At 59.1% G+C, this 21,407-nt stretch carries 24 protein-coding genes; 20 read left to right on the top strand and 4 right to left on the bottom strand.

Annotated elements, in window-relative coordinates:
* The first annotated feature begins 148 nt into the window (after nt 1–148).
* Nucleotides 149–940, top strand: coding sequence for a type II CAAX endopeptidase family protein (locus QMX84_RS15680; RefSeq protein WP_282364215.1), 792 nt, complete (start codon nt 149–151; stop codon nt 938–940).
* 112 nt (nt 941–1,052) lie between these two features.
* Nucleotides 1,053–2,618, top strand: a complete 1,566-nt coding sequence (locus tag QMX84_RS15675; RefSeq protein ID WP_048368835.1) for a PAS domain-containing methyl-accepting chemotaxis protein — start codon at nt 1,053–1,055, stop codon at nt 2,616–2,618.
* 67 nt (nt 2,619–2,685) lie between these two features.
* Here the strand turns inward: QMX84_RS15675 and QMX84_RS15670 are convergent, their stop codons facing one another.
* Nucleotides 2,686–3,363, bottom strand: coding sequence for an alpha/beta family hydrolase (locus QMX84_RS15670; protein ID WP_282364214.1), 678 nt, complete (start codon nt 3,361–3,363; stop codon nt 2,686–2,688).
* A 72-nt stretch (nt 3,364–3,435) separates the two neighbouring features.
* Here QMX84_RS15670 and ccoN (QMX84_RS15665) point away from each other — a divergent pair, with 72 nt between their 5' ends.
* The 16 genes from ccoN (QMX84_RS15665) (at nt 3,436) to hemN (ending at nt 18,150) form a co-directional block, all read left to right on the top strand.
* Complete coding sequence (ccoN, locus tag QMX84_RS15665) at nt 3,436–4,860, top strand: cytochrome-c oxidase, cbb3-type subunit I (protein WP_048368833.1); 1,425 nt, start codon at nt 3,436–3,438, stop codon at nt 4,858–4,860.
* 10 nt (nt 4,861–4,870) lie between these two features.
* Complete coding sequence (ccoO, locus tag QMX84_RS15660) at nt 4,871–5,479, top strand: cytochrome-c oxidase, cbb3-type subunit II (protein WP_048368832.1); 609 nt, start codon at nt 4,871–4,873, stop codon at nt 5,477–5,479.
* A 15-nt stretch (nt 5,480–5,494) separates the two neighbouring features.
* Nucleotides 5,495–5,689, top strand: coding sequence for a CcoQ/FixQ family Cbb3-type cytochrome c oxidase assembly chaperone (locus QMX84_RS15655; protein ID WP_048369081.1), 195 nt, complete (start codon nt 5,495–5,497; stop codon nt 5,687–5,689).
* Nucleotides 5,682–6,620 (top strand): cytochrome-c oxidase, cbb3-type subunit III, encoded by a 939-nt coding sequence (gene ccoP, locus QMX84_RS15650; RefSeq protein WP_262123966.1) that lies wholly within the window; start codon nt 5,682–5,684, stop codon nt 6,618–6,620. The genes QMX84_RS15655 and ccoP (QMX84_RS15650) overlap by 8 nt, the downstream gene beginning before the upstream one ends.
* Before the next feature lie 312 nt (nt 6,621–6,932).
* Nucleotides 6,933–8,375 (top strand): cytochrome-c oxidase, cbb3-type subunit I, encoded by a 1,443-nt coding sequence (gene ccoN / locus QMX84_RS15645; protein WP_048368830.1) that lies wholly within the window; start codon nt 6,933–6,935, stop codon nt 8,373–8,375.
* The gene (ccoO, locus tag QMX84_RS15640) at nt 8,375–8,986 is read left to right on the top strand and encodes a cytochrome-c oxidase, cbb3-type subunit II (protein WP_088500295.1); all 612 of its coding nucleotides are present in this window, start codon (nt 8,375–8,377) and stop codon (nt 8,984–8,986) included. The genes ccoN (QMX84_RS15645) and ccoO (QMX84_RS15640) overlap by 1 nt, the downstream gene beginning before the upstream one ends.
* Nucleotides 8,987–8,991: 5 nt before the next feature.
* A complete protein-coding gene (locus QMX84_RS15635) occupies nt 8,992–9,183 on the top strand; it encodes a cbb3-type cytochrome c oxidase subunit 3 (protein WP_123750469.1) in 192 nt (63 codons plus the stop codon).
* Nucleotides 9,180–10,157, top strand: coding sequence for a cytochrome-c oxidase, cbb3-type subunit III (ccoP, locus tag QMX84_RS15630; protein ID WP_282364213.1), 978 nt, complete (start codon nt 9,180–9,182; stop codon nt 10,155–10,157). Before QMX84_RS15635 ends, ccoP (QMX84_RS15630) begins: the two co-directional genes overlap by 4 nt.
* A gap of 143 nt (nt 10,158–10,300) precedes the next feature.
* A complete protein-coding gene (locus QMX84_RS15625) occupies nt 10,301–10,552 on the top strand; it encodes a type II toxin-antitoxin system prevent-host-death family antitoxin (RefSeq protein ID WP_048368827.1) in 252 nt (83 codons plus the stop codon).
* Nucleotides 10,552–10,962 (top strand): type II toxin-antitoxin system VapC family toxin, encoded by a 411-nt coding sequence (locus QMX84_RS15620; RefSeq protein WP_282364212.1) that lies wholly within the window; start codon nt 10,552–10,554, stop codon nt 10,960–10,962. The genes QMX84_RS15625 and QMX84_RS15620 overlap by 1 nt, the downstream gene beginning before the upstream one ends.
* Before the next feature lie 213 nt (nt 10,963–11,175).
* Nucleotides 11,176–12,591 (top strand): cytochrome c oxidase accessory protein CcoG, encoded by a 1,416-nt coding sequence (gene ccoG / locus QMX84_RS15615; protein ID WP_153331281.1) that lies wholly within the window; start codon nt 11,176–11,178, stop codon nt 12,589–12,591.
* Nucleotides 12,592–12,603: 12 nt separating this feature from the next.
* Nucleotides 12,604–13,143, top strand: a complete 540-nt coding sequence (locus QMX84_RS15610; RefSeq protein WP_282364211.1) for a FixH family protein — start codon at nt 12,604–12,606, stop codon at nt 13,141–13,143.
* A gap of 119 nt (nt 13,144–13,262) precedes the next feature.
* Nucleotides 13,263–15,713 (top strand): heavy metal translocating P-type ATPase, encoded by a 2,451-nt coding sequence (locus QMX84_RS15605; RefSeq protein WP_282364210.1) that lies wholly within the window; start codon nt 13,263–13,265, stop codon nt 15,711–15,713.
* A gap of 20 nt (nt 15,714–15,733) precedes the next feature.
* Nucleotides 15,734–15,964: a cbb3-type cytochrome oxidase assembly protein CcoS gene (gene ccoS, locus QMX84_RS15600; protein WP_153375211.1), complete on the top strand. Its 231-nt coding sequence runs from the start codon at nt 15,734–15,736 to the stop codon at nt 15,962–15,964.
* Nucleotides 15,957–16,640: a sulfite exporter TauE/SafE family protein gene (locus QMX84_RS15595; RefSeq protein ID WP_282364209.1), complete on the top strand. Its 684-nt coding sequence runs from the start codon at nt 15,957–15,959 to the stop codon at nt 16,638–16,640. Before ccoS ends, QMX84_RS15595 begins: the two co-directional genes overlap by 8 nt.
* Before the next feature lie 127 nt (nt 16,641–16,767).
* Nucleotides 16,768–18,150, top strand: coding sequence for an oxygen-independent coproporphyrinogen III oxidase (gene hemN, locus QMX84_RS15590; protein ID WP_282364208.1), 1,383 nt, complete (start codon nt 16,768–16,770; stop codon nt 18,148–18,150).
* A gap of 10 nt (nt 18,151–18,160) precedes the next feature.
* Here hemN and QMX84_RS15585 read toward each other — a convergent pair whose 3' ends face one another.
* Nucleotides 18,161–18,631, bottom strand: a complete 471-nt coding sequence (locus tag QMX84_RS15585; protein ID WP_262123954.1) for a hypothetical protein — start codon at nt 18,629–18,631, stop codon at nt 18,161–18,163.
* A 168-nt stretch (nt 18,632–18,799) separates the two neighbouring features.
* Here QMX84_RS15585 and fnr point away from each other — a divergent pair, with 168 nt between their 5' ends.
* Nucleotides 18,800–19,534 carry a fumarate/nitrate reduction transcriptional regulator Fnr gene (gene fnr / locus QMX84_RS15580; RefSeq protein WP_048368819.1) on the top strand — a complete coding sequence of 245 codons (735 nt, stop codon included), beginning with the start codon at nt 18,800–18,802 and terminating at the stop codon, nt 19,532–19,534.
* 57 nt (nt 19,535–19,591) lie between these two features.
* Nucleotides 19,592–20,134 (top strand): adenine phosphoribosyltransferase, encoded by a 543-nt coding sequence (locus QMX84_RS15575; protein ID WP_282364207.1) that lies wholly within the window; start codon nt 19,592–19,594, stop codon nt 20,132–20,134.
* 164 nt (nt 20,135–20,298) lie between these two features.
* On the opposite strand, the gene recR is transcribed toward QMX84_RS15575, so the two are convergent.
* Together recR and QMX84_RS15565 are read right to left on the bottom strand one after the other, a co-directional pair.
* Complete coding sequence (gene recR, locus QMX84_RS15570; protein WP_048368817.1) at nt 20,299–20,901, bottom strand: recombination mediator RecR; 603 nt, start codon at nt 20,899–20,901, stop codon at nt 20,299–20,301.
* Nucleotides 20,902–21,019: 118 nt separating this feature from the next.
* On the bottom strand, nt 21,020–21,358 hold the full coding sequence (locus tag QMX84_RS15565) for a YbaB/EbfC family nucleoid-associated protein (protein ID WP_282364206.1): 339 nt from the start codon (nt 21,356–21,358) through the stop codon (nt 21,020–21,022).
* Nucleotides 21,359–21,407 lie beyond the last annotated feature (49 nt).

Raw genomic sequence — 21,407 nt, 5'->3', positions numbered from 1 at the left:
GGCTTGCTCGCGATGGAATCGACGCGGTCTAACAGAAAAACCGCATCGCCTGCATCGCGAGCAAGCCCGCTCCCACACCTCCATGTTCACAACATTTGCTTCATGCCGAATCGTTATACTCGTGCGCCCTTCTCCCCTTAGGATTCGCATGATCGCCCTGCCCTGGCATTATCTCGCCCTCTTGACCCTCGGCTACGGCATTGCCCTGAGCTATGGCCAATTAGGCGTTCAAGCTGTTATTGCCCTGGCCGCCCTGTTAGTGAGCGGGCTTGCTGCCCACCAAACCCAACGCTTGTGGCTGCGCTACACCGGACACGCAGTATTTGTGTTGCTGGCCCTGGCTTTGGCCCTGCATTGGCTGCCCGGTTTTCACAACGGCCGTGCCATCAGCCCCGAGCGGCTGACCCCGGATGCCGTGCCCTTTTCGATGTACCTGAATCTGGACAAACCCCTGATCGGCTTTTGGCTGCTACTGGTGTGCCCGTGGATAGCACCGCGCTTTAACTGGCGTGCGTCAGTGGGCGCCGCATTGATGGGGCTGGTGCTGGCCGCCATGGCCGCGCTGGGTGGCGCGCTGTTGCTGGGCATTGTGGCCTGGGCGCCGAAGTGGCCCAGCCAGGGCTGGATTTGGCTATTGAATAACCTGCTGCTGGTGACGCTCGTCGAAGAAGCGCTGTTTCGCGGCTATTTGCAGGGCGGATTGAGCCGCTGGTTCAAGCAACTGCCGTACGGGCAAACCCTGGCTTTGGTGATTGCCTCGCTGTTGTTCGGCCTGGCGCATATCGGTGCCGGTTGGCAGTGGGTAGTTTTGGCCGGCATCGCCGGGCTTTGCTACGGCCTGGCCTACCGCTTTGGCGGGCTAAGTGCGGCGATTGCCACGCACTTTGGCTTGAACGTGCTGCACTTGGCGTTCTTCACCTACCCCATGCTGGCGCCTTAAGCTCGCCCCAAGACTGCAACAGCGTTGATGCACGCTGTTGCAGCAGAAATATTAATTAAACAATTCGTTGCGCGTGCCGAAAGCCTATCAAAGTCTTGCGGATTGAAACGACATGCGTAACAACCAGCCCATCACCCAGCGCGAACGCACATTCCCCGCGCAGCAACGGTTGATTTCCACTACCGATACCAAAGGCGTGATCACCTACTGCAACGACGACTTCGTCGACATCAGCGGGTTTTCGCGTGATGAGCTGGTGCGCGCACCGCATAACCTTGTGCGCCATCCGGATGTACCTTCGGCGGTGTTCGAACATATGTGGAGCACCCTGAAAAAGGGCATGCCGTGGATGGGCATCGTCAAAAACCGCTGCAAGTCCGGCGATCACTACTGGGTGAATGCGTATGTGACCCCGGTGTTTGAGAACGAACGCGTGGTGGGTTACGAGTCGGTGCGGGTCAAGCCAACGGCCGAGCAGATCCGCCGCGCCGAAGCCTTGTACCAGCGCATCAATCGCGGCAAGCCCGCCGTACCGCGCCGCGACAAGTGGCTGCCGGTGCTGCAGGACTGGCTACCGTTCATTCTGGTCAGCCAACTGAGTTTTGTTATTGGTGCGCTGTTCAACTCCAGCTGGGGTTTTGCCTTGGCCGCCCTGTTGTCGATTCCGTTGGGACTGCTGGGCCTGACCTGGCAGCAACGCGGGATCAAGCGCTTGCTGCGCCTGGCCGAACAGACCACTTCTGACCCTCTGATTGCCCAGATGTACACCGACAGCCGTGGCCCGCAAGCGCGTCTGGAAATGTCCATCCTGAGCCAGGAAGCGCGCCTTAAAACCTGCCTGACCCGTCTGCAAGACACCGCCGAGCACCTCAGTGAGCAAGCCCGTCAATCGGACGTGCTGGCGCACAAGAGCTCCACCGGGCTGGAGCGCCAGCGGGTTGAAACCGAACAGGTTGCCACCGCCGTGAACCAGATGGCCGCGACGACCCAAGAGGTCGCCAGCCATGTGCAGCGCACCGCCGATGCCACGCAAGAAGCCAATCGCCTGACCAGCCGCGGCCGCGACATTGCCGGTGAAACCCGCGAAGCCATTGAGCGCCTGTCGGTGGTCGTCGGTGAAACCGGCGCGACGGTGACCCAACTGGCGAAAGACAGTGACGAGATCGGCGGCGTCGTCGACGTGATCAAGGGCATTGCCGACCAGACCAACCTGTTGGCCTTGAACGCAGCCATTGAGGCCGCGCGTGCCGGTGAAATGGGCCGGGGCTTTGCCGTAGTGGCCGATGAAGTGCGCCAACTGGCACAACGCACCAGCACCTCGACCGGACAGATTCACGGTTTGATTGCCAAGCTGCAACAAACTGCCGCCACAGCCGTGCAAACCATGGACGCCGGCCACCGCCAGGCACAAGAAGGCGTGGCGCGAGTACTGGAAGCCGACGCGGCATTGATCGGGATCAGCGAAGCGGTGGCCAATATCACCGACATGACCACCCAAATTGCCGCCGCCACCGAAGAGCAAAGTGCCGTGGCCGAAGAAGTCAGCCGTAACATCAGCACCATTGCCGACCTTGCCGACCAAACCTCCGAGCAGGCGCAGCATTCGGCCCTGCTGAGTGAGGAGCTCGCCCAGACCGTGAATATTCAATATTCGCTGGTGGAGCGGTTTAACCGCTAATAAAGGTCCGGTGATTTCTGTGCAGGAGCGAGCTTTTAAAGATTTAAAGATCGCTCCTGCAGCGGGACTATTTAAGCCAACTGGCTATTTTGTCCGCCGCCGCATCCAGATGTTGCTCATGGGTGAAGCCCGAGGCTTTAAGCGGCTTCAAATCGTGATCCCCTGAGATCAACCAGAACACTTCAATGCTCGGTGCCAACGCGTAGGCATGTACGGCCTCGCGATTACCCAGCGCGTCGCGCTCGCCCTGCACAATCAGCGTCGGTGTGTGCAGTTCAGCCAGATGCGCAACCCGAGGTTTTTCCGGCTTGCCCACGGCATAGAACGGGTAACCCAGGCACACCAGCCGATCAACGCCCAGCTCATCAGCCACCAGGCTGGCCATGCGCCCGCCCATGGACTTGCCACCGATGGCTAATGGCCCAGTGACATGCCGTCGCACCTCGCTGTAAACCTCGCACCAGCTTTCCAGCAATTTAGCCTGAGGATTGGGCGGCCTTTTGCCGCCATCCAGGCGCCGTTGCGCCATGTACGGGAACTCGAAGCGCAGCACGTTGATCCCGCGTGCAGCAAGGCGTTCAGCCATGCCGGTCATCCAGTCACTGTCCATTGGCGCACCTGCGCCGTGAGCCAGGATCAAGGTTGGCGATAAGGGTGTTTTTGCAGAGTTCCATAGCCAGCCCCGCGCCTGCAGGCACTTCGCCCATTGATCCTCGTCAATACCCACTTTGCTGCCTACGCCCATGCTTGCCTCGCTTTTAGTCTGCCTATAACTCCAGGCGTGCGTTGAACTCGCCTGATCCGTGGATGGGGAACCATGAACACTTCTATCAGTACCGCCTACAACTATAAGGTGGTCCGCCAATTTTCCATTATGACGGTGGTTTGGGGCATCGTCGGTATGGGGCTCGGCGTCTTGCTCGCCGCGCAATTGGTCTGGCCCGAACTTAACTTCGATTTGCCCTGGACCAGCTTTGGGCGGTTGCGCCCGCTGCACACCAACGCGGTGATTTTCGCCTTTGGCGGTTGCGCCTTATTTGCGTCCTCGTTCTACTCGGTGCAACGCACCTGCCAAACCACGCTGTTCGCGCCCAAAATCGCTGCCTTTACCTTTTGGGGCTGGCAACTGGTGATTCTGCTGGCGGCCATCAGCTTGCCATTGGGTTACACCAGTTCCAAGGAATACGCTGAACTGGAATGGCCGATCGACATTTTGATCACCATTGTCTGGGTCGCTTACGCCATCGTGTTCTTCGGCACGATCATGAAGCGCAAGACCAAGCACATTTATGTGGGCAACTGGTTCTTCGGCGCGTTTATCGTGACCGTGGCGATTTTGCACATCGTTAACAACCTGGAGATTCCGGTCAGTTTCACCAAGTCCTACTCGCTGTACGGTGGCGCAACTGACGCCATGGTGCAGTGGTGGTACGGCCACAACGCTGTGGGCTTTTTCCTGACGGCGGGCTTTTTGGGGATGATGTATTACTTCGTGCCCAAGCAGGCCGAACGCCCGATCTATTCCTACCGCCTGTCCATCGTGCACTTCTGGGCGCTGATCACCCTGTACATCTGGGCCGGTCCGCACCACTTGCACTACACCGCATTGCCGGACTGGGCGCAGTCGCTGGGCATGGTGATGTCGCTGATTCTGCTGGCACCTAGCTGGGGCGGGATGATCAACGGCATGATGACGCTCTCGGGCGCCTGGCATAAGTTGCGCAGCGACCCGATCCTGCGCTTTTTGGTGGTATCGCTGGCGTTCTACGGCATGTCGACCTTTGAAGGCCCGATGATGGCCATCAAGACCGTCAACGCCCTCTCCCACTACACCGACTGGACCATCGGCCACGTACACGCCGGGGCACTGGGCTGGGTGGCGATGATTTCCATCGGCGCGATGTACCACATGATTCCTAAAGTCTTCGGCCGCCCGCAGATGTACAGCATCGGCCTGATCAACGCGCACTTCTGGCTGGCGACCATCGGCACCGTGCTGTACATCGCTTCGATGTGGGTCAACGGTATCGCCCAAGGCCTGATGTGGCGTGCGGTCAACGCCGACGGTACGCTGACGTACTCCTTCGTCGAAACCCTGGTAGCCAGCCATCCGGGCTACGTCGTGCGGTTGATAGGCGGGGCGATTTTCCTGAGTGGCATGTTGCTGATGGCTTACAACACGTGGCGCACGGTGCGTAATGCCGAGCCCGCTGAAGTTGTCGCCGCTGCGCAGATGGCCTGAGGAGTCCGCCATGAAACACGAAATCATTGAAAAAAATATCGGCCTGATGCTCTTGCTGATGATTCTGTGCGTGAGCGTTGGCGGTCTGACGCAGATCGTCCCGCTGTTTTTCGAAGACGTGACCAACACCCCGGTAGAAGGCATGAAGCCCTACACCGCGTTGCAACTGGAAGGCCGCGACGTGTACATCCGCGAAGGCTGCGTGGGCTGCCACTCGCAGATGATCCGCCCGTTCCGCGCCGAGACCGAGCGTTATGGCCACTATTCGGTGGCTGGTGAAAGCGTCTGGGATCACCCGTTCCTGTGGGGCTCCAAACGTACCGGGCCGGACCTGGCCCGAGTGGGCGGGCGTTACTCGGATGACTGGCACCGCGCGCACTTGTACAACCCGCGCAACGTCGTGCCTGAATCGAAAATGCCCGCCTACCCATGGCTGGTATCAACACCCGTAGACAGCAGCCATACCGAGAAAAAGCTCGAAGTGATGCGCACGCTGGGTGTGCCTTACACCGATGAAGACATCGCCAATGCCAAGCAGTCGGTCAAGGGTAAAACCGAAATGGACGCGCTGGTCGCCTACCTGCAAGTGCTCGGCACTGCCATCAAGAGCAAGAGGTGAGCCATGGTGTTTGACATGAGTAGTGGAATGATTCGCGGGCTGGGCACTGTGGTGGTTGCAGTGGCTTTTATCGGTCTGGCGCTGTGGGTGTTCAGCCCGCGGCGCAAGGCGGAGTTCGACGATGCGACCTTGCTGCCGTTCAAGGACGACCCCGAGGCCATCAAACACGTCGAGCAAGAGCAAGCGTCCAGGAGTAAAAAGAATGTCTGAGTTCTGGAGTATTTACGTCAGCGTACTGACTATTGGCACGCTGATCGGTCTGACCTGGCTGTTGTTCGGTACACGCAAGGGCGAGAAAAAAAGCGAAACCACCGAAACCATGGGCCACAGTTTCGATGGCATCGAAGAGTACGACAACCCGCTGCCACGCTGGTGGTTCATGCTGTTCATCGGCACGCTGGTGTTCGGGGTCGGCTATTTGATCCTTTACCCCGGCCTGGGCAACTGGAAAGGCCTGCTGCCAGGATACGAGGATGGCTGGACCGGCGTTCACGAGTGGGAAAAGGAGATGAACAAGGCCGATGCCAAATTCGGTCCCATTTTCGCCAAGTACGCAGCCATGCCGGTGCAGCAAGTGGCGCAAGACCCGGCAGCCCTGAAAATGGGTGGCCGCCTGTTTGCCTCCAACTGCTCGGTGTGCCACGGCTCGGACGCCAAGGGCGCGTTTGGCTTCCCCAACCTGACGGACGCGTCCTGGCGCTGGGGAGGCGATGCCGACACCATCAAGGCGACGATCATGGGCGGACGCATCGGCATGATGCCGGCCTGGGGCGAGGTGCTGGGCGAGGAAGGCGTGAAGAACGTCTCGGCTTATGTTCGCCACGACCTGGCGGGGCTACCGCTGCCAAAAGGCGCCGCGTTCAATCTGGAGGCCGGCAAGCAGGCATACGCCACCACCTGCGTGGCCTGTCACGGGCCTGAAGGTAAAGGTAACCCGCTACTGGGCGCGCCGGACCTGACGGCACCGACAGCCTTTATTTACGGCACCAGCCTGGCACAATTGCAGCAAACCATTCGCCATGGTCGCCAGGGCCATATGCCCGCGCAAAACGAATTGCTGGGCAACGACAAAGTGCAATTGGTCGCAGCCTACGTCTACAGCTTGTCCCATGGCACGCCAGAGGAGAAAACCGCCGAGTAACCCCTCGTCTTTACAGGAGCGACGGCGAGTCGCTCCTGTAAAGATGTATACACTTCTGTGAACAATATCTGGACATTCCTCGCCGCCTCTTTTACTTTCTCCCCCAGAGTCGACTCGCCAAAGCCCTTTGCGACAGCCTTCCACAGGGCGTTTTTTAACGGCCATTTTGACCTTACTTGGCCTATGGAAAAGCCGGAAAACAAGCGCTGAAGGGTATTGACCGAGGTGTGGCTTCGTTGCAATAGCCCTATGCTTTATCCATACTTGCGACCGTTTTTGCCTCTAATAACTATAAAACCGTGGAACCTTGCGATGAGCACAGCAATCAATCCGACTGCTTATAACTATAAGGTCGTCCGCCAGTTCGCCATCATGACGGTGGTCTGGGGGATCCTTGGCATGGGACTCGGGGTTTTTATCGCGTCACAACTTGTGTGGCCCGAACTTAACCTGGGTCTTGAATGGACAACCTTCGGTCGTCTGCGCCCCCTGCACACCAACCTTGTGATTTTTGCCTTCGGTGGCTGCGCCTTGTTTGGTACGTCTTACTACGTGGTGCAACGTACCTGCCAGACACGGCTGATTTCCGACAGCCTGGCCTCGTTCACCTTCTGGGGCTGGCAAGCCGTCATCCTCGGCGCAATCATCACCCTGCCGCTGGGCTACACCACCACCAAGGAATACGCCGAACTGGAATGGCCGCTGGCTATCCTGTTGGCCATCGTCTGGGTGGTCTACGGCATTGTCTTTTTCGGCACCATTACCCGGCGTAAAACCAAACACATCTATGTGGGCAACTGGTTCTATGGCGCGTTTATCGTGGTTACGGCGATGCTGCACATCGTCAACCACGCGTCTCTGCCGGTGAGCTTTTTCAAGTCTTACTCGGCGTATGCGGGTGCGACCGATGCCATGATCCAGTGGTGGTACGGCCATAACGCGGTCGGATTTTTCCTGACTACCGGCTTTTTGGGGATGATGTATTACTTCGTGCCCAAACAGGCCGAACGCCCGATTTACTCCTATCGCCTGTCCATCGTGCACTTCTGGGCGCTGATCACCCTGTATATCTGGGCCGGCCCGCACCACTTGCACTACACCGCATTGCCGGACTGGGCGCAGTCGCTGGGCATGGCCATGTCGATCATCCTGCTGGCACCGAGCTGGGGCGGCATGATCAACGGCATGATGACCCTCTCGGGCGCCTGGCATAAGTTGCGCACTGACCCGATCCTGCGCTTTTTAGTGGTGTCTTTGGCGTTCTATGGCATGTCGACCTTTGAAGGCCCGATGATGGCCATCAAGACCGTCAACGCCCTCTCCCACTACACCGACTGGACCATCGGCCACGTACACGCCGGGGCACTGGGTTGGGTAGCGATGATTTCCATCGGCTCGATGTACCACATGATCCCGCGCCTCTATGGCCAAAAGCAGATGTACAGCGTTGGCCTGATCAACGTCCACTTCTGGTTGGCGACCATCGGCACCGTGCTGTACATCGCCTCGATGTGGGTCAACGGCATCACCCAGGGCCTGATGTGGCGCGCCATCAATGACGACGGCACGCTGACCTATTCGTTCGTTGAATCGCTGCAAGCCAGCCACCCGGGCTTTATTGTCCGCGCCATCGGCGGGGCCATTTTCGCCAGCGGCATGCTGTTTATGGCCTACAACGTGTGGCGCACCATTCGCGCCTCGAACCCGGCAGAAGCTGAAGCCGCAAGCACGATTGCAGTCGCGGGGGCCCACTGATGATCAAGCACGACAGTATTGAAAAGAACATCGGCCTGATGGCCTTCTTCATGGTCATCGCTGTGAGCATCGGTGGCCTGACACAAATCGTTCCGCTGTTTTTCCAGGACGTGACCAACAACCCGGTCGAGGGCATGAAGCCGCGCAACGCGCTGGAACTTGAAGGCCGCGACGTCTACATCGCCAACGGCTGCGTGGGCTGCCACTCGCAGATGATCCGCCCGTTCCGCGCCGAAACCGAGCGTTATGGCCACTATTCGGTGGCCGGTGAAAGCGTGTGGGATCACCCCTTTCTGTGGGGCTCCAAACGCACCGGCCCGGACCTGGCTCGCGTAGGTGGGCGTTACTCTGATGACTGGCACCGCGCGCACTTGTACAACCCACGCAACGTGGTGCCGGAGTCGATCATGCCGGCTTACCCCTTCCTGGTTGAGCGCAAGCTGGACGGCAAAGAAACCGCTAAAAAGATGGAAGTCTTGCGCACCCTGGGCGTGCCTTACACCGATGCAGACATTGCCGGTGCCAAGGATGCCGTGAAGGGCAAGACAGAAATGGACGCACTGGTGGCTTACCTCCAGGGCTTGGGCACACTCATCAAGAGCAAACGGTGATCTGAATGGATATCGGGATGATTCGTGGCCTGGGCACCTTGCTGGTCATGGTGGCTTTTATCGGTTTGGCCTTGTGGGTGTTCAGCCCCAAGCGCAAGTCCGAGTTTGACGACGCAACGATGTTGCCGTTCAAGGACGACCCCGAAGCCATCAAGCACGTTGAGCAAGAACAAGCGTCCAGGAGTAAAAATAAATGACCGAGTTCTGGAGTCTGTACGTCACCGTCCTTACCCTGGGAACCATCTTCACCCTGACCTGGCTGCTGTTTGCCACACGCAAGGGCCAACGCAGCGAGCAGACCGACGAAAAAGTCGGCCACGCCTACGACGGCATCGAAGAGTACGACAACCCCCTGCCCCGCTGGTGGTTCATGCTGTTTGTCGGCACCATCATCTTTGCCCTGGGCTATTTGGTGCTGTACCCAGGTTTGGGTAATTGGCGTGGCCTGCTACCGGGCTATGAGTACCTGGACACTAAAGACAAAACCCCTTTTGCCAATGGCCAGACCGGCTGGACGGGCGTGCATGAGTGGGAAAAGGAAATGGCCAAATCAGATGCCCGCTTTGGGCCGATTTTCGCCAAGTTCGCCGCCATGCCCATCGAAGAAGTGGCCAAAGACCCGCAAGCACTGAAAATGGGCGGCCGCCTGTTTGCCTCCAACTGCTCGGTGTGCCACGGCTCGGATGCCAAGGGCGCTTATGGCTTTCCGAACCTGACCGATGCCGATTGGCGCTGGGGCGGCACGCCAACCGACATCAAAAACAGCATCATGGCGGGGCGTCATGCGGTGATGCCGGGTTGGGGCGAAATCATCGGCGAGCAAGGTGTCAGTGACGTGGCAGCGTACGTGCTGACCAGTCTTGACGGGCGCAAATTGCCGGACACGGCAAAGGCCGATCCACTCAAGGGCCAGGCCATCTACGCCACCAACTGCGCGGTTTGCCACGGCCCGGAAGGCAAAGGCAACCCGTTGATGGGCGCCCCCAACCTGACCCACCCCGGCGCGTTTATCTACGGCTCAAGCTTTGCTCAGTTGCAGCAAACCATCCGCTACGGCCGTCAGGGCCAGATGCCTGCCCAGGCCGAGCTGCAAGGTAACGACAAGGTCCACCTGCTGGCCGCCTACGTATACAGCCTTTCGCACCCTGATGAGTCCAAGCCTGCGGAGTAAACCCGCTGCCTCGGCACGACACAAAATGGCCTCCGCCAGCGCAGGTTGGCGGCGGCGTTTTGTTTCATCGTATTTTTGAGATGGTTAGCTTGCGCTTTAAGTAGTAACGTTACTACATTCGTTTTTTGGGGAGGAACCACTCCATGACCATCACCACCATTTCAAGCCGCGAATTCAATCAAGACACAAGCGGTGCCAAAAAAGCGTCGCAACAAGGGCCTGTTTACATCACCGACCGTGGCCGCCCCGCCCATGTACTGCTATGCATGGAGGAGTACCAAAGACTGACCGGCCAAAACACCAGCATCGTCGACCTGCTCGTCATGCCCGACACACCACCGGTTGAATTCGAACCCGAACGCGCAATCATCGCGCCGCGCCCAGTGGACCTCTAATGTTCCTGCTCGATACCAACGTGGTTTCAGAACTTCGCAAACCCCAGGCACACCCTGCCGTGGAGGCCTGGGCCGGCAGCATACCGGCTTACAAACTGTATATTTCGGCCATTACCCTGCTTGAAATTGAGACCGGCATTCTGCGGCTGGAACGCCAGGACCCCAGGCAGGCCGCGCCGTTGCGCAACTGGCTTGAGGCCCACGTAGTACCGGCATTTGCCGGGCGCGTACTGTCCATTGACGGCACCGTGGCCAGGCGCTGCGCGCGCCTGCATGTACCTGACCGCAGCAATGAATGCGATGCCCTGATCGCCGCGACAGCCCTGGTCCATGGCATGACCATCGTGACCCGCAATACCCAGGATTTTGCGTTGAGCGGAGCCCCTTTACTCAACCCGTGGGCGCCCTGATTCATGGTTTTGACACCGTAGTCAGCGGCTTAAGTCAATTGATCCACATCATGATTCAGCGCAACTCCTATACCAAGTTTCAGATTTTCGGAACGCGACCAAAGGTCGCACCCTTGCGCTAGAGTCTCAGGGGTATCATTGCGCCATTGCAACACCTTCTGACCGCGGTTGGCACGTACTGGCCGTGGCACTTCACTGCCGTGGTAAGCACTTATGAGCGATAAGATCCCAGTCCAAAACGTCACGCCGCCTGCCTCAAAAAACACTGAAAGCATCGACCTTTACGCGGCGCGAGAAAAAATCTACACCCGCGCTTTCCACGGGTTTTTCCGCAATGTGCGCATGGTCGGTGGTGCCCTGCTGTTCTTGCTGTATTTCGGCACCGTCTGGCTCAATTGGGGCGGACATCAAGCCGTGTGGTGGAACCTGCCTGAACGCAAATTCTTTATTTTTGGCGCCACCTTCTGGCCACAGGATTTCATCCTGCTCTCGGGCCTGCTGATCGTTGCGGCCTTCGGCCTGTTTTTTATTACCGTGTACGCAGGCCGCGTATGGTGCGGTTACACCTGCCCGCAAAGCGTCTGGACCTGGGTGTTCATGTGGTGCGAAAAAATCACCGAAGGTGATCGCAACCAGCGCATCAAGCTCGACAAGGCACCGATGAGCGCCAACAAGTTTGTGCGCAAATTCAGCAAGCACACGCTGTGGCTGCTAATTGGCTTTGTCACCGGCCTGACCTTTGTTGGCTACTTCGCCCCGATCCGCGAACTGGTGGTGGATTTCTTCACCGGCCAGGCCGATGGCTGGGCTTACTTCTGGGTAGGCTTTTTCACCCTCGCCACGTACGGCAACGCGGGTTGGCTGCGTGAGCAAGTGTGCATTTACATGTGCCCGTACGCGCGTTTCCAGAGCGTGATGTTCGACAAGGACACGCTGATTGTTTCGTACGATCCACGTCGTGGCGAAGTGCGCGGCCCGCGCAAAAAAGACAGCGACTACAAGGCCCAGGGCCTCGGTGACTGTATCGACTGCACGATGTGCGTTCAGGTCTGCCCCACCGGCATCGACATTCGTGACGGCTTGCAGATTGAATGCATTGGCTGCGCAGCCTGTATTGACGCCTGCGACGACATCATGGACAAGATGCACTACCCGCGCGGCTTGATCAGCTACACCACTGAGCACAACCTGTCGGGCCAGAAAACCCACACCCTGCGCCCGCGCCTGATTGGCTATGCCCTGGTGCTGCTGACCATGATGGGCCTGCTGGCGGCTGCTTTCTTCACGCGCTCGCTGGTGGGCTTCGACGTCAGCAAAGACCGCGTGCTGTATCGCGAAAATGCCGAGGGCCGGATCGAAAACGTGTACAGCCTGAAGATCATGAACAAGGACCAGCGCGACCATACCTACGTGCTGCAAGCCAGCGGTTTGCCGGACTTGAAGCTGCAAGGCAAACGCGAAATCAGGGTCGCGGCAGGCGATATTGTCAGCCTGCCGGTCGAGTTGTCGGTTGACCCGGAACAACTGCCGTCCAGCACCAACGAGGTGTATTTCATCCTTCAAGATGCCGACAACAACGACATCACTGTTAAAGCCAAGAGCCGATTCATCGGCCCTCATATTCGTTAAGAGAAACTGTCCATGCCCGCAGCAAACGCCTACAGCCCTTGGTACAAACACATTTGGCCATGGATCATCATTGCCATTCTCACCTGCTCGGTGACGCTGACCCTGTCGATGGTAACCATTGCGGTGAAGAACCCGGACAACCTGGTTAACGACAATTACTACGAGGCGGGCAAGGGCATAAACCGCTCGCTGGACCGCGAACTGCTGGGGCAAGCCCTGCAACTGAAGGCCAAGTTGCGGCTGGACGAGTTGACCGGCGAAGTGGTGCTGCTGCTCGAAGGCAACAGCCAGCCGAAAACCCTGGAGCTTAACCTTATATCGCCGACCCAACCTGAAAAGGACCGCGGCCTTATCCTGATCCAAAGCCCGTCAGAGCCTGGGCGCTACACCGGCCAACTGGATGACACGGTGGAAGGCCGGCGTTTTGTGGAGTTGTTGGGGGTGGAAGACGGCAAGACCTGGCGCCTGTTTGAAGAAGAGCTGGTCGACCATGACAAAGACCTGATGCTGGGCGACGAGCCGATTCCTGGCGCGGAAAGCCACAAGCAGTAACGCAACACAGGTAGCCGCTGTCGCAGGTTGCGCTCTTCAAGATCAAAAGATCAAAAGATCGCAGCCTGCGGCAGCTCCTACGCACGATATTGCCCAGCCACAAGCGCCCTAAAAAAACCATGATCACTCCCACGCCTTGCTACCACTGCGCCCTGCCCGTTCCGCCCGGCAGCCGCTTTACCGCCGATGTTCTGGGCCAGAGCCGTGAATTCTGCTGCCCGGGCTGTCAGGCGGTGGCGCAGGCCATCGTGGCCGGCGGGCTGGATCACTACTATCAGCACCGCAGCGAGGCCTCGGCCAACCCGCAGGCGTTACCGGTGCAACTGGCCGAAGAGCTGGCTCTGTATGACCGCGCCGACGTGCAAAAACCGTTTGTTCGCCATGAGGGTGAGCAGGCTGAAACCACGCTGCTGATCGAGGGTATCAGTTGCGCCGCCTGTGGCTGGCTGATCGAGAAACACCTGCTGCACCTGCCCGCCGTCAGTGAGGCGCGGCTGAACTTGTCCAACCACCGCTTGCACATCCGCTGGGCTGACAGCCAGTTGCCCTTGAGTGACGTGTTGAGCGAGTTGCGCCATATCGGCTACGCCGCGCACCCGTATCAAGCCGATAAAGCGGCAGAGCAATTGGCCAGCGAAAACCGCCTGGCTTTGCGCCAGTTGGGAGTGGCCGGTTTACTGTGGTTTCAGGCGATGATGGCAACCATGGCCACCTGGCCCGAATTCAATATCGACCTCAGCCCCGAGATGCACACCATCCTGCGCTGGGTCGCGCTGTTTCTGACCACTCCCATCGTGTTTTACAGCTGCGCGCCGTTTTTCAAAGGCGCAATGCGTGACCTGCGCACTCGCCACCTGACCATGGATGTCTCAGTATCGCTGGCCATTGGCGGTGCCTATGTGGCCGGTATCTGGACTGCGATCACCGGCGATGGCGAGCTGTATTTCGATGCAGTCGGCATGTTTGCCCTGTTCTTGCTGGCCGGGCGGTACCTGGAGCGCCGCGCCCGCGAACGCACGGCGGCGGCCACCGCACAACTGGTCAACGTGTTACCCGCGTCATGCTTGCGCCTGGGTGAAGACGGCCAAAGCGAACGCATTCTGCTGAACGAGTTGAAGGTCGGTGACAAGGTGTTGGTCCACCCCGGCGCCGTACTCCCGGCCGATGGCAAGATTCTCGAAGGGCAATCGAGCATCGATGAGTCCTTGCTGACCGGCGAGTACCTGCCGCAGCCGCGCATTGCGGGCGATGCAGTGACCGCTGGCACCTTGAACGTCGAGGGCGCGCTGACGGTGCAGGTACTGGCTCTGGGCCAGGACACGCGCCTGTCGGCCATCGTGCGCTTGCTGGAGCGCGCCCAAAGCGAAAAGCCGCGGCTGGCCGAAATTGCCGACAAGGCTGCGCAATGGTTCTTGCTGTTCTCCTTGATTGCGGCAGTAGCGATTGGCCTGCTGTGGTGGCAGCTCGACCCGTCGCGAGCGTTCTGGATCGTGTTGGCGATGCTGGTGGCGACCTGCCCTTGCGCGTTGTCGCTGGCCACCCCGACCGCCTTGACCGCCGCCACCGGCACCTTGCACAAACTGGGCTTGCTGCTCACCCGTGGCCACGTGCTCGAAGGGCTGAATCAAATCGACACGGTGATTTTTGACAAAACCGGCACCCTGACCGAAGGCCGCCTGGCCTTGCGAGCCATTCGCCCGCTGCGCGATCTGGACCCTGACCAATGCCTGGCCCTGGCTGCTGCGCTCGAAAACCGCTCTGAACACCCGATTGCCCGCGCCTTTGGCCGCGCCCTGCACGCCGCCGAAGATGTGCAGAGTACGCCGGGGCTGGGCCTTGAGGGCGTGGTGAGCGAGCAACGCTTGCGCATCGGTCAGCCAGGCTTTGTCTGCGCGCTCAGCCATTGCGCAACTCCGGACCTACCGGATGAACCCGGCCAATGGTTGCTGCTGGGGGACACCAAAGGCGCGCTGGCCTGGCTGGTACTCGACGACCGCCTGCGCACTGACGCCCCGGCGCTGGTCGCTGCGTGCAAGGCGCGCGGCTGGCGTACGCTGCTGTTGTCCGGTGACAGCTCGCCAATGGTTGCCAGTGTGGCTGCAGAGTTGAACATTGACGAGGCCAGAGGTGGCTTGCGCCCGGACGACAAACTTCGGGTGCTGCAAGACCTGCACGCCCAAGGGCGCAAAGTGTTAATGCTGGGTGACGGGGTCAATGACGTGCCGGTGCTGGCGGCGGCCGACATCAGCGTGGCGATGGGCTCGGCCACCGATCTGGCCAAAACCAGCGCCGATGCGGTGCTTCTGTCCAATCGTCTGGACGCTTTGGTACAAGCGTTTAGTCTGGCCCGGCGAACCCGCCGGGTGATCATCGAAAACCTGCTGTGGGCCGCTTTGTACAATGGCCTTATGCTGCCTTTTGCGGCGCTGGGCTGGATCACACCGATCTGGGCCGCGATCGGCATGTCGATCAGTTCGCTGACTGTGGTGCTTAACGCCCTGCGTCTGACCCGCATGCCGCGTCAGACGCCTGCCCCGCCCACGTCAGACCTTCGCCCGCTACCGGCCTGAGCCGGTCGCCTGGAGCCTTTATGCCAGCGCTTTACATCATGATTCCCGCGGCATTGCTGATTGTTGGCATCGCCATTTTTATCTTCTTCTGGGCCGTGGACAGCGGCCAGTACGACGATCTGGACAGCCCTGCGCACAGCATTCTGTTCGACGACCAGGATCCGCAGCACACCGCCGCCGTGGAAGAGGCCAAAGGCTCTCACGGGCATGCTGTGAATAAACCCGATCAGCACGTGCCACCCCATGCTTGAGCTAGCCCCGCTACTGGTCTCGGCGTTCATATTGGGCGTGCTGGGCGGCGGGCATTGCCTGGGCATGTGCGGCGGCCTGATGGGCGCGCTGACATTCGCCATTCCCAAAGAGCAACGCAGCCGACGCTTCAAGCTGTTACTGGCCTACAACCTGGGGCGAATTCTCAGCTATGCCACGGCGGGTTTGCTGCTGGGATTGGCAGGCTGGGCGGTCGCCAACAGCCCGGCCGCCATGCTGATGCGGGTACTGTCCGGGGTGTTGCTGATCATTATGGGTTTGTACCTGGCAGGCTGGTGGAGCGGCCTGACCCGCATCGAAAGCCTGGGGCGCGGGCTGTGGCGGCATATCCAGCCGCTGGCAAGCCGCCTCCTGCCAGTATCGAGCCTGCCCCGCGCCCTGCTGTTGGGCGCGCTCTGGGGCTGGTTGCCGTGCGGATTGGTTTACAGCAATTTGATCTGGTCAGCCAGCCAGGGCAGTGCCTTGGACAGCGCTTTGCTGATGCTGGCTTTCGGCCTGGGAACATGGCCCGTGTTACTGGCCACGGGCCTCGCGGCTGAACGCATGACTGCCGTGCTGCGCAAGCGCAGCGTACGCATGGCCGGCGGGTTGCTGGTGATGCTGTTCGGCCTCTGGACCCTGCCCGGCCCGCATCAGCATTGGTTGATGGGGCATTGAACCGCTAGAGCCTGGCGAAGCTAACGCATGAGCTGAGCCAGAGCTGGCGTTGATGCAAATCAAGGTGCGACAAATTCGCAGCCCCTAGACTCCTGAGCATTGCCAGCCATCCCAGGGGAATGCCCGCATGCTCGACGCCATTCGTTGGGACTCCGATTTAATTCGTCGTTACGACCTCGCCGGACCGCGCTACACCTCGTACCCCACGGCGATGCAGTTTCATGATCAGATCAGTCCATTCGACTTTCTGCACGCCCTGCGCGACAGCCGCAAAGCCATGCGCCCGCTGTCGCTGTATGTGCACGTGCCGTTTTGCGCCAATATTTGCTACTACTGCGCCTGCAACAAAGTCATCACCAAAGACCGTGGTCGTGCCCAGCCGTACTTAAAACGCCTGGAGCAGGAAATCAGCCTGGTCGCCTGCCACCTCGACCCCAGGCAAAAAGTTGAGCAATTGCATTTTGGCGGCGGCACACCGACGTTTTTAAGCCACGACGAACTGCGCCAGCTAATGGGCCACCTGCGTGAGCACTTCAATCTGCTGGACGATGACTCCGGCGATTACGGCATCGAGATCGACCCACGTGAAGCCGACTGGTCGACCATGGGTTTGCTGCGCGAACTGGGCTTTAACCGCGTGAGTATCGGCCTGCAAGACCTCGACCCCGCCGTGCAACGAGCGGTTAACCGCCTGCAAAGCCTGGAAGAAACCCGCGCGGTGATTGATGCGGCGCGTACTTTGCAGTTTCGCTCGATCAACATCGACCTGATCTACGGCTTGCCCAAGCAAACCCCGATGGCCTTCGCCCGCACCGTTGAGGAAGTGATCAGCCTGCAGCCGGATCGTTTATCGGTGTTTAATTACGCGCACTTGCCGGAGCGCTTCAAACCGCAACGACGCATTAACACCAGTGACTTGCCTTCGCCTGCCGACAAATTGCACATGCTTGAGCACACCATCGAGCAACTGACCGCTGCGGGTTATCGCTATATCGGCATGGACCACTTCGCCTTGCCCGACGATGAGCTGGCGATTGCCCAGGAAGAGTCCACCTTGCAGCGCAATTTTCAGGGTTACACCACCCACGGCCATTGCGACCTGATCGGCCTGGGCGTGTCGGCCATCAGCCAGATCGGCGAGCTGTATTGCCAGAACAACAGCGACATTGCTCTTTACCAGCACACGCTGGCCAGCGAGCAACTGGCGACCAGTCGCGGCTTGCTGTGCAATCAGGACGACCGGATTCGCCGCGAGGTCATCCAGCAGATCATCTGCAATTTGCACCTGCCGTTCGCGCGCATCGAACAGGCCTTCAACATCGATTTCAGGGGCTATTTTTCTGCGCAGTGGCCAGAGCTGGAGGCGATGGCGGCCGATGGTCTGATTGCACTGAACAACGAGCAACTGACGGTCCTGCCCGCAGGGCGGTTGCTGGTGCGCTCGGTGTGCATGGCGTTCGACGCGTATCTGGCACAGCAGCCCCGGCAACGCTTCTCGCGGGTTATCTAAACCCGCGTTATTACTTCATGGCCAGGGACGCGGCCTTGACGATGCTCTCACTGCTCGCCCCGGACTCTTGCAACGCCTTGTTCAAGCTATTGTTGGCCGTGGTCAATGATGCGTTCAAACCGGCCACTTCGGCCTGTAATGCCATCGACTGAGACCGGGCTTGTTCCGGGCTCAGGCTGCGGTTGGTCATGATCGCTTGCAGCTTGGCCATTTGCTCAGCGATCTTCTTTTTGATCGCGCGGATCATCTTCAGAATGCTCTGGATGGTCTCCGGCAAACCACTGTCTTCAATATCGCTGTTTTCACTCTTGCTAGCGCTGGCCGCCTTCAGAGCAGCCCCGGAGATCGTCACCTTGACCCCTTCAGCCGGTGGCGGCGCCTCTTCTTTATCGGCCTTGGACGCCTTGTTGGCTGCGGGCTCCTGTTGGGTGTTTTTGGCCGCTTCAATACTGGGCGGCATGCCAGTTTGACCAAACGTCATTGCACCTATCGACGACATGAATTCGCTCACAATGGCTATCAATTACCACGCTATCGACCGTGCGTTTTGCAACTTGAGGCCGATTCACGGCCGGGTGCGCCCTAGCCTCACCCATCGTGCTGAGTTACCCTTGCATCTTATGTGTGTTTTCCCACAAGGATTGAAGAAATGTCCGAGCCAGTAAAACTGCGCGCTCATAACCAGGCTCACTGCAAGGATTGCAGTCTTGCCCCTCTCTGTTTGCCACTTTCGTTGAATTTGGAAGACATGGATGCGTTAGAGGAAATCGTCAAGCGCGGTCGGCCACTGAAGAAAGGCGAGTTTCTGTTTCGCCAGGGCGACACCTTTGGTTCGGTCTACGCCGTACGTTCCGGAGCACTCAAAACATTCAGCCTGAGTGACAGCGGCGAAGAACAAATTACCGGCTTTCACTTGCCGAGCGAATTGGTCGGCCTGTCAGGCATGGACACTGAAACGTATCCGGTTTCGGCTCAGGCACTGGAAACCACCCCTGTTTGCGAAATCCCTTTCGAACGTCTGGACGAACTGTCTGTGCAACTGCCGCAATTGCGCCGGCAGTTGATGCGCATCATGAGCCGCGAAATTCGCGACGATCAGCAAATGATGTTGCTGCTGTCGAAAAAGACCGCTGATGAGCGTATCGCCACGTTCCTCGTCAACCTGTCTGCGCGCTTCCGTGCCCGTGGCTTCTCGGCCAACCAGTTCCGCCTGAGCATGTCGCGCAACGAGATCGGCAACTACTTGGGCCTGGCCGTTGAAACCGTCTCCCGGGTGTTTACCCGTCTGCAAGAAAACCAGTTGATCACCGCTGAAGGCAAAGAAGTACACATTCTTGACCCGATCAAGTTGTGCGCGCTGGCCGGTGGCTCGCTGGAAGCCTAAGTCGAGCGTATGAGGGGTATACTGGCGGCTCCGAAGCCCGCCAGGACACCCGCCCCCATGGTCAACGACTTCTGCCTCAAATCCCTGATCCGTCCGGTGCTTGATTTCCCCAAGCCCGGCGTGATCTTTCGTGACATCACCCCGCTTTATCAGTCGCCCCGCGCCATGCGCGTGATCGCTTACGCCTTTATCGAGCGTTACGTCGAAGTGGATTTCAGCCATATAGGCGCCATGGATGCCCGTGGCTTTCTGATCGGCTCAGTGCTTGCGCATCAACTTAACAAACCGCTGATTCTGTTTCGCAAGCAGGGCAAGTTGCCCGCTGACGTATTGGCTGAAGGCTACCAGACGGAATATGGCGAAGCGTTTTTGGAGGTGCATGCCGACAGTTTGTGCGAAGGTGATTCGCTGCTGCTGGTCGACGACTTGATCGCCACAGGCGGGACGCTGGTGGCGGCGGTAAACCTGGTGCGCCGCATGGGTGCACAGGTGTTTGAAGCGGCGTCGATTATTGACTTGCCCGAATTGGGCGGCTCAACGCGTTTGCAGGAAGTGGGTGTGCCGACGTTTTGTCTGACTGAGTTTTCGTTGACTGAATAAATCAAGAACCCTCACCCTAGCCCTCTCCCGGAGGGAGAAGGAACTGATCGGGGGATACTTTAGATTTTCTGCTTTCTAAATGCCTTGCGCTGAACCTGAGAACACCTCGGTAAAGCCCCCTCTCCCTCCGGGAGAGGGTTGGGGTGAGGGCGGCGTTTAAAACGTCACAAAGCGATCGGTTTACGTCCGGCAAACGAATGCGCCAGGGTGCCGCCGTCGACCAGTTCCAGCTCACCACCCAGCGGGACGCCGTGGGCGATGCGTGACGCGATCAGGCCTTTGCTGCTCAGCAACTGGGCAATGTAGTGCGCAGTGGCTTCACCTTCCACGGTCGGGTTGGTCGCCAGGATCACTTCCTTGAAAGTACCTTGCTCGGCAATGCGCGTCATCAATTGCGGAATCCCGATGGCCTCAGGCCCAAGGCCATCCAGGGGCGACAAATGCCCCTTGAGCACAAAGTACCGTCCGCGATAGCCGGTCTGTTCGATGGCGTAGACGTCCATCGGCCCTTCCACCACGCAGAGCAAGGTGTCGTCGCGGCGCACATCGGCGCACTGCGGGCACAAGTCATCTTCGGTCAGGGTTCTGCACTGGCGGCAATGACCCACACCGTCCATCGCCTGACTCAAGGCCAGCGCCAAACGCGAACCGCCACTGCGATCACGCTCGAGCAGTTGTAGGGCCATGCGCTGTGCGGTCTTTTGGCCGACACCGGGCAACGTGCGCAAGGCATCGATCAGTTGGCGAATAAGTGGGCTGAAGCTCATAGAGAAAGGTCCGACAAAACAACGAGAGGCGGTTTATACCCGTGGTCCGGGCCAGCGTCAAATGCCAACCCGCAGGCAAAAAAAATGCCGGGCGCTGGGCCCGGCATTATCAAGCGCCTTAGAAAGGCAGCTTCATGCCCGGTGGCAGTTGCATGCCAGCGGTGACGCCGGACATTTTGTCCTGGCTGTTGGCTTCGATCTTGCGCACAGCGTCGTTGACTGCGGCGGCGAACAAGTCTTCCAGCATTTCGCGGTCATCTTCGCTCACGCCTTCAAGCAGGCTTGGGTCAATGTTCACACGCTTGAGGTCGTGACGGCCGGTCATGACCACCGTCACCATGTCGCCACCGGCTTTACCGGTGACTTCAGCGTTGGCCAGTTCTTCCTGCATCTTGGCCATTTTTTCCTGCATCTGCTGCGCCTGCTTCATCAGGCCGGCCATGCCACCTTTCATCATGGGAATCACCTCAAACGTTATTTGCACAATGCACCCGCAGTCACAATGA

Origin of the sequence: Pseudomonas sp. PS01297 (genome assembly GCF_029959305.1) — a bacterium.
Lineage (GTDB): Bacteria > Pseudomonadota > Gammaproteobacteria > Pseudomonadales > Pseudomonadaceae > Aquipseudomonas > Aquipseudomonas helleri.
The sequence above is the reverse complement of the archived record's forward strand: the minus strand, read 5'-3'. Positions and strand labels throughout refer to the sequence as shown.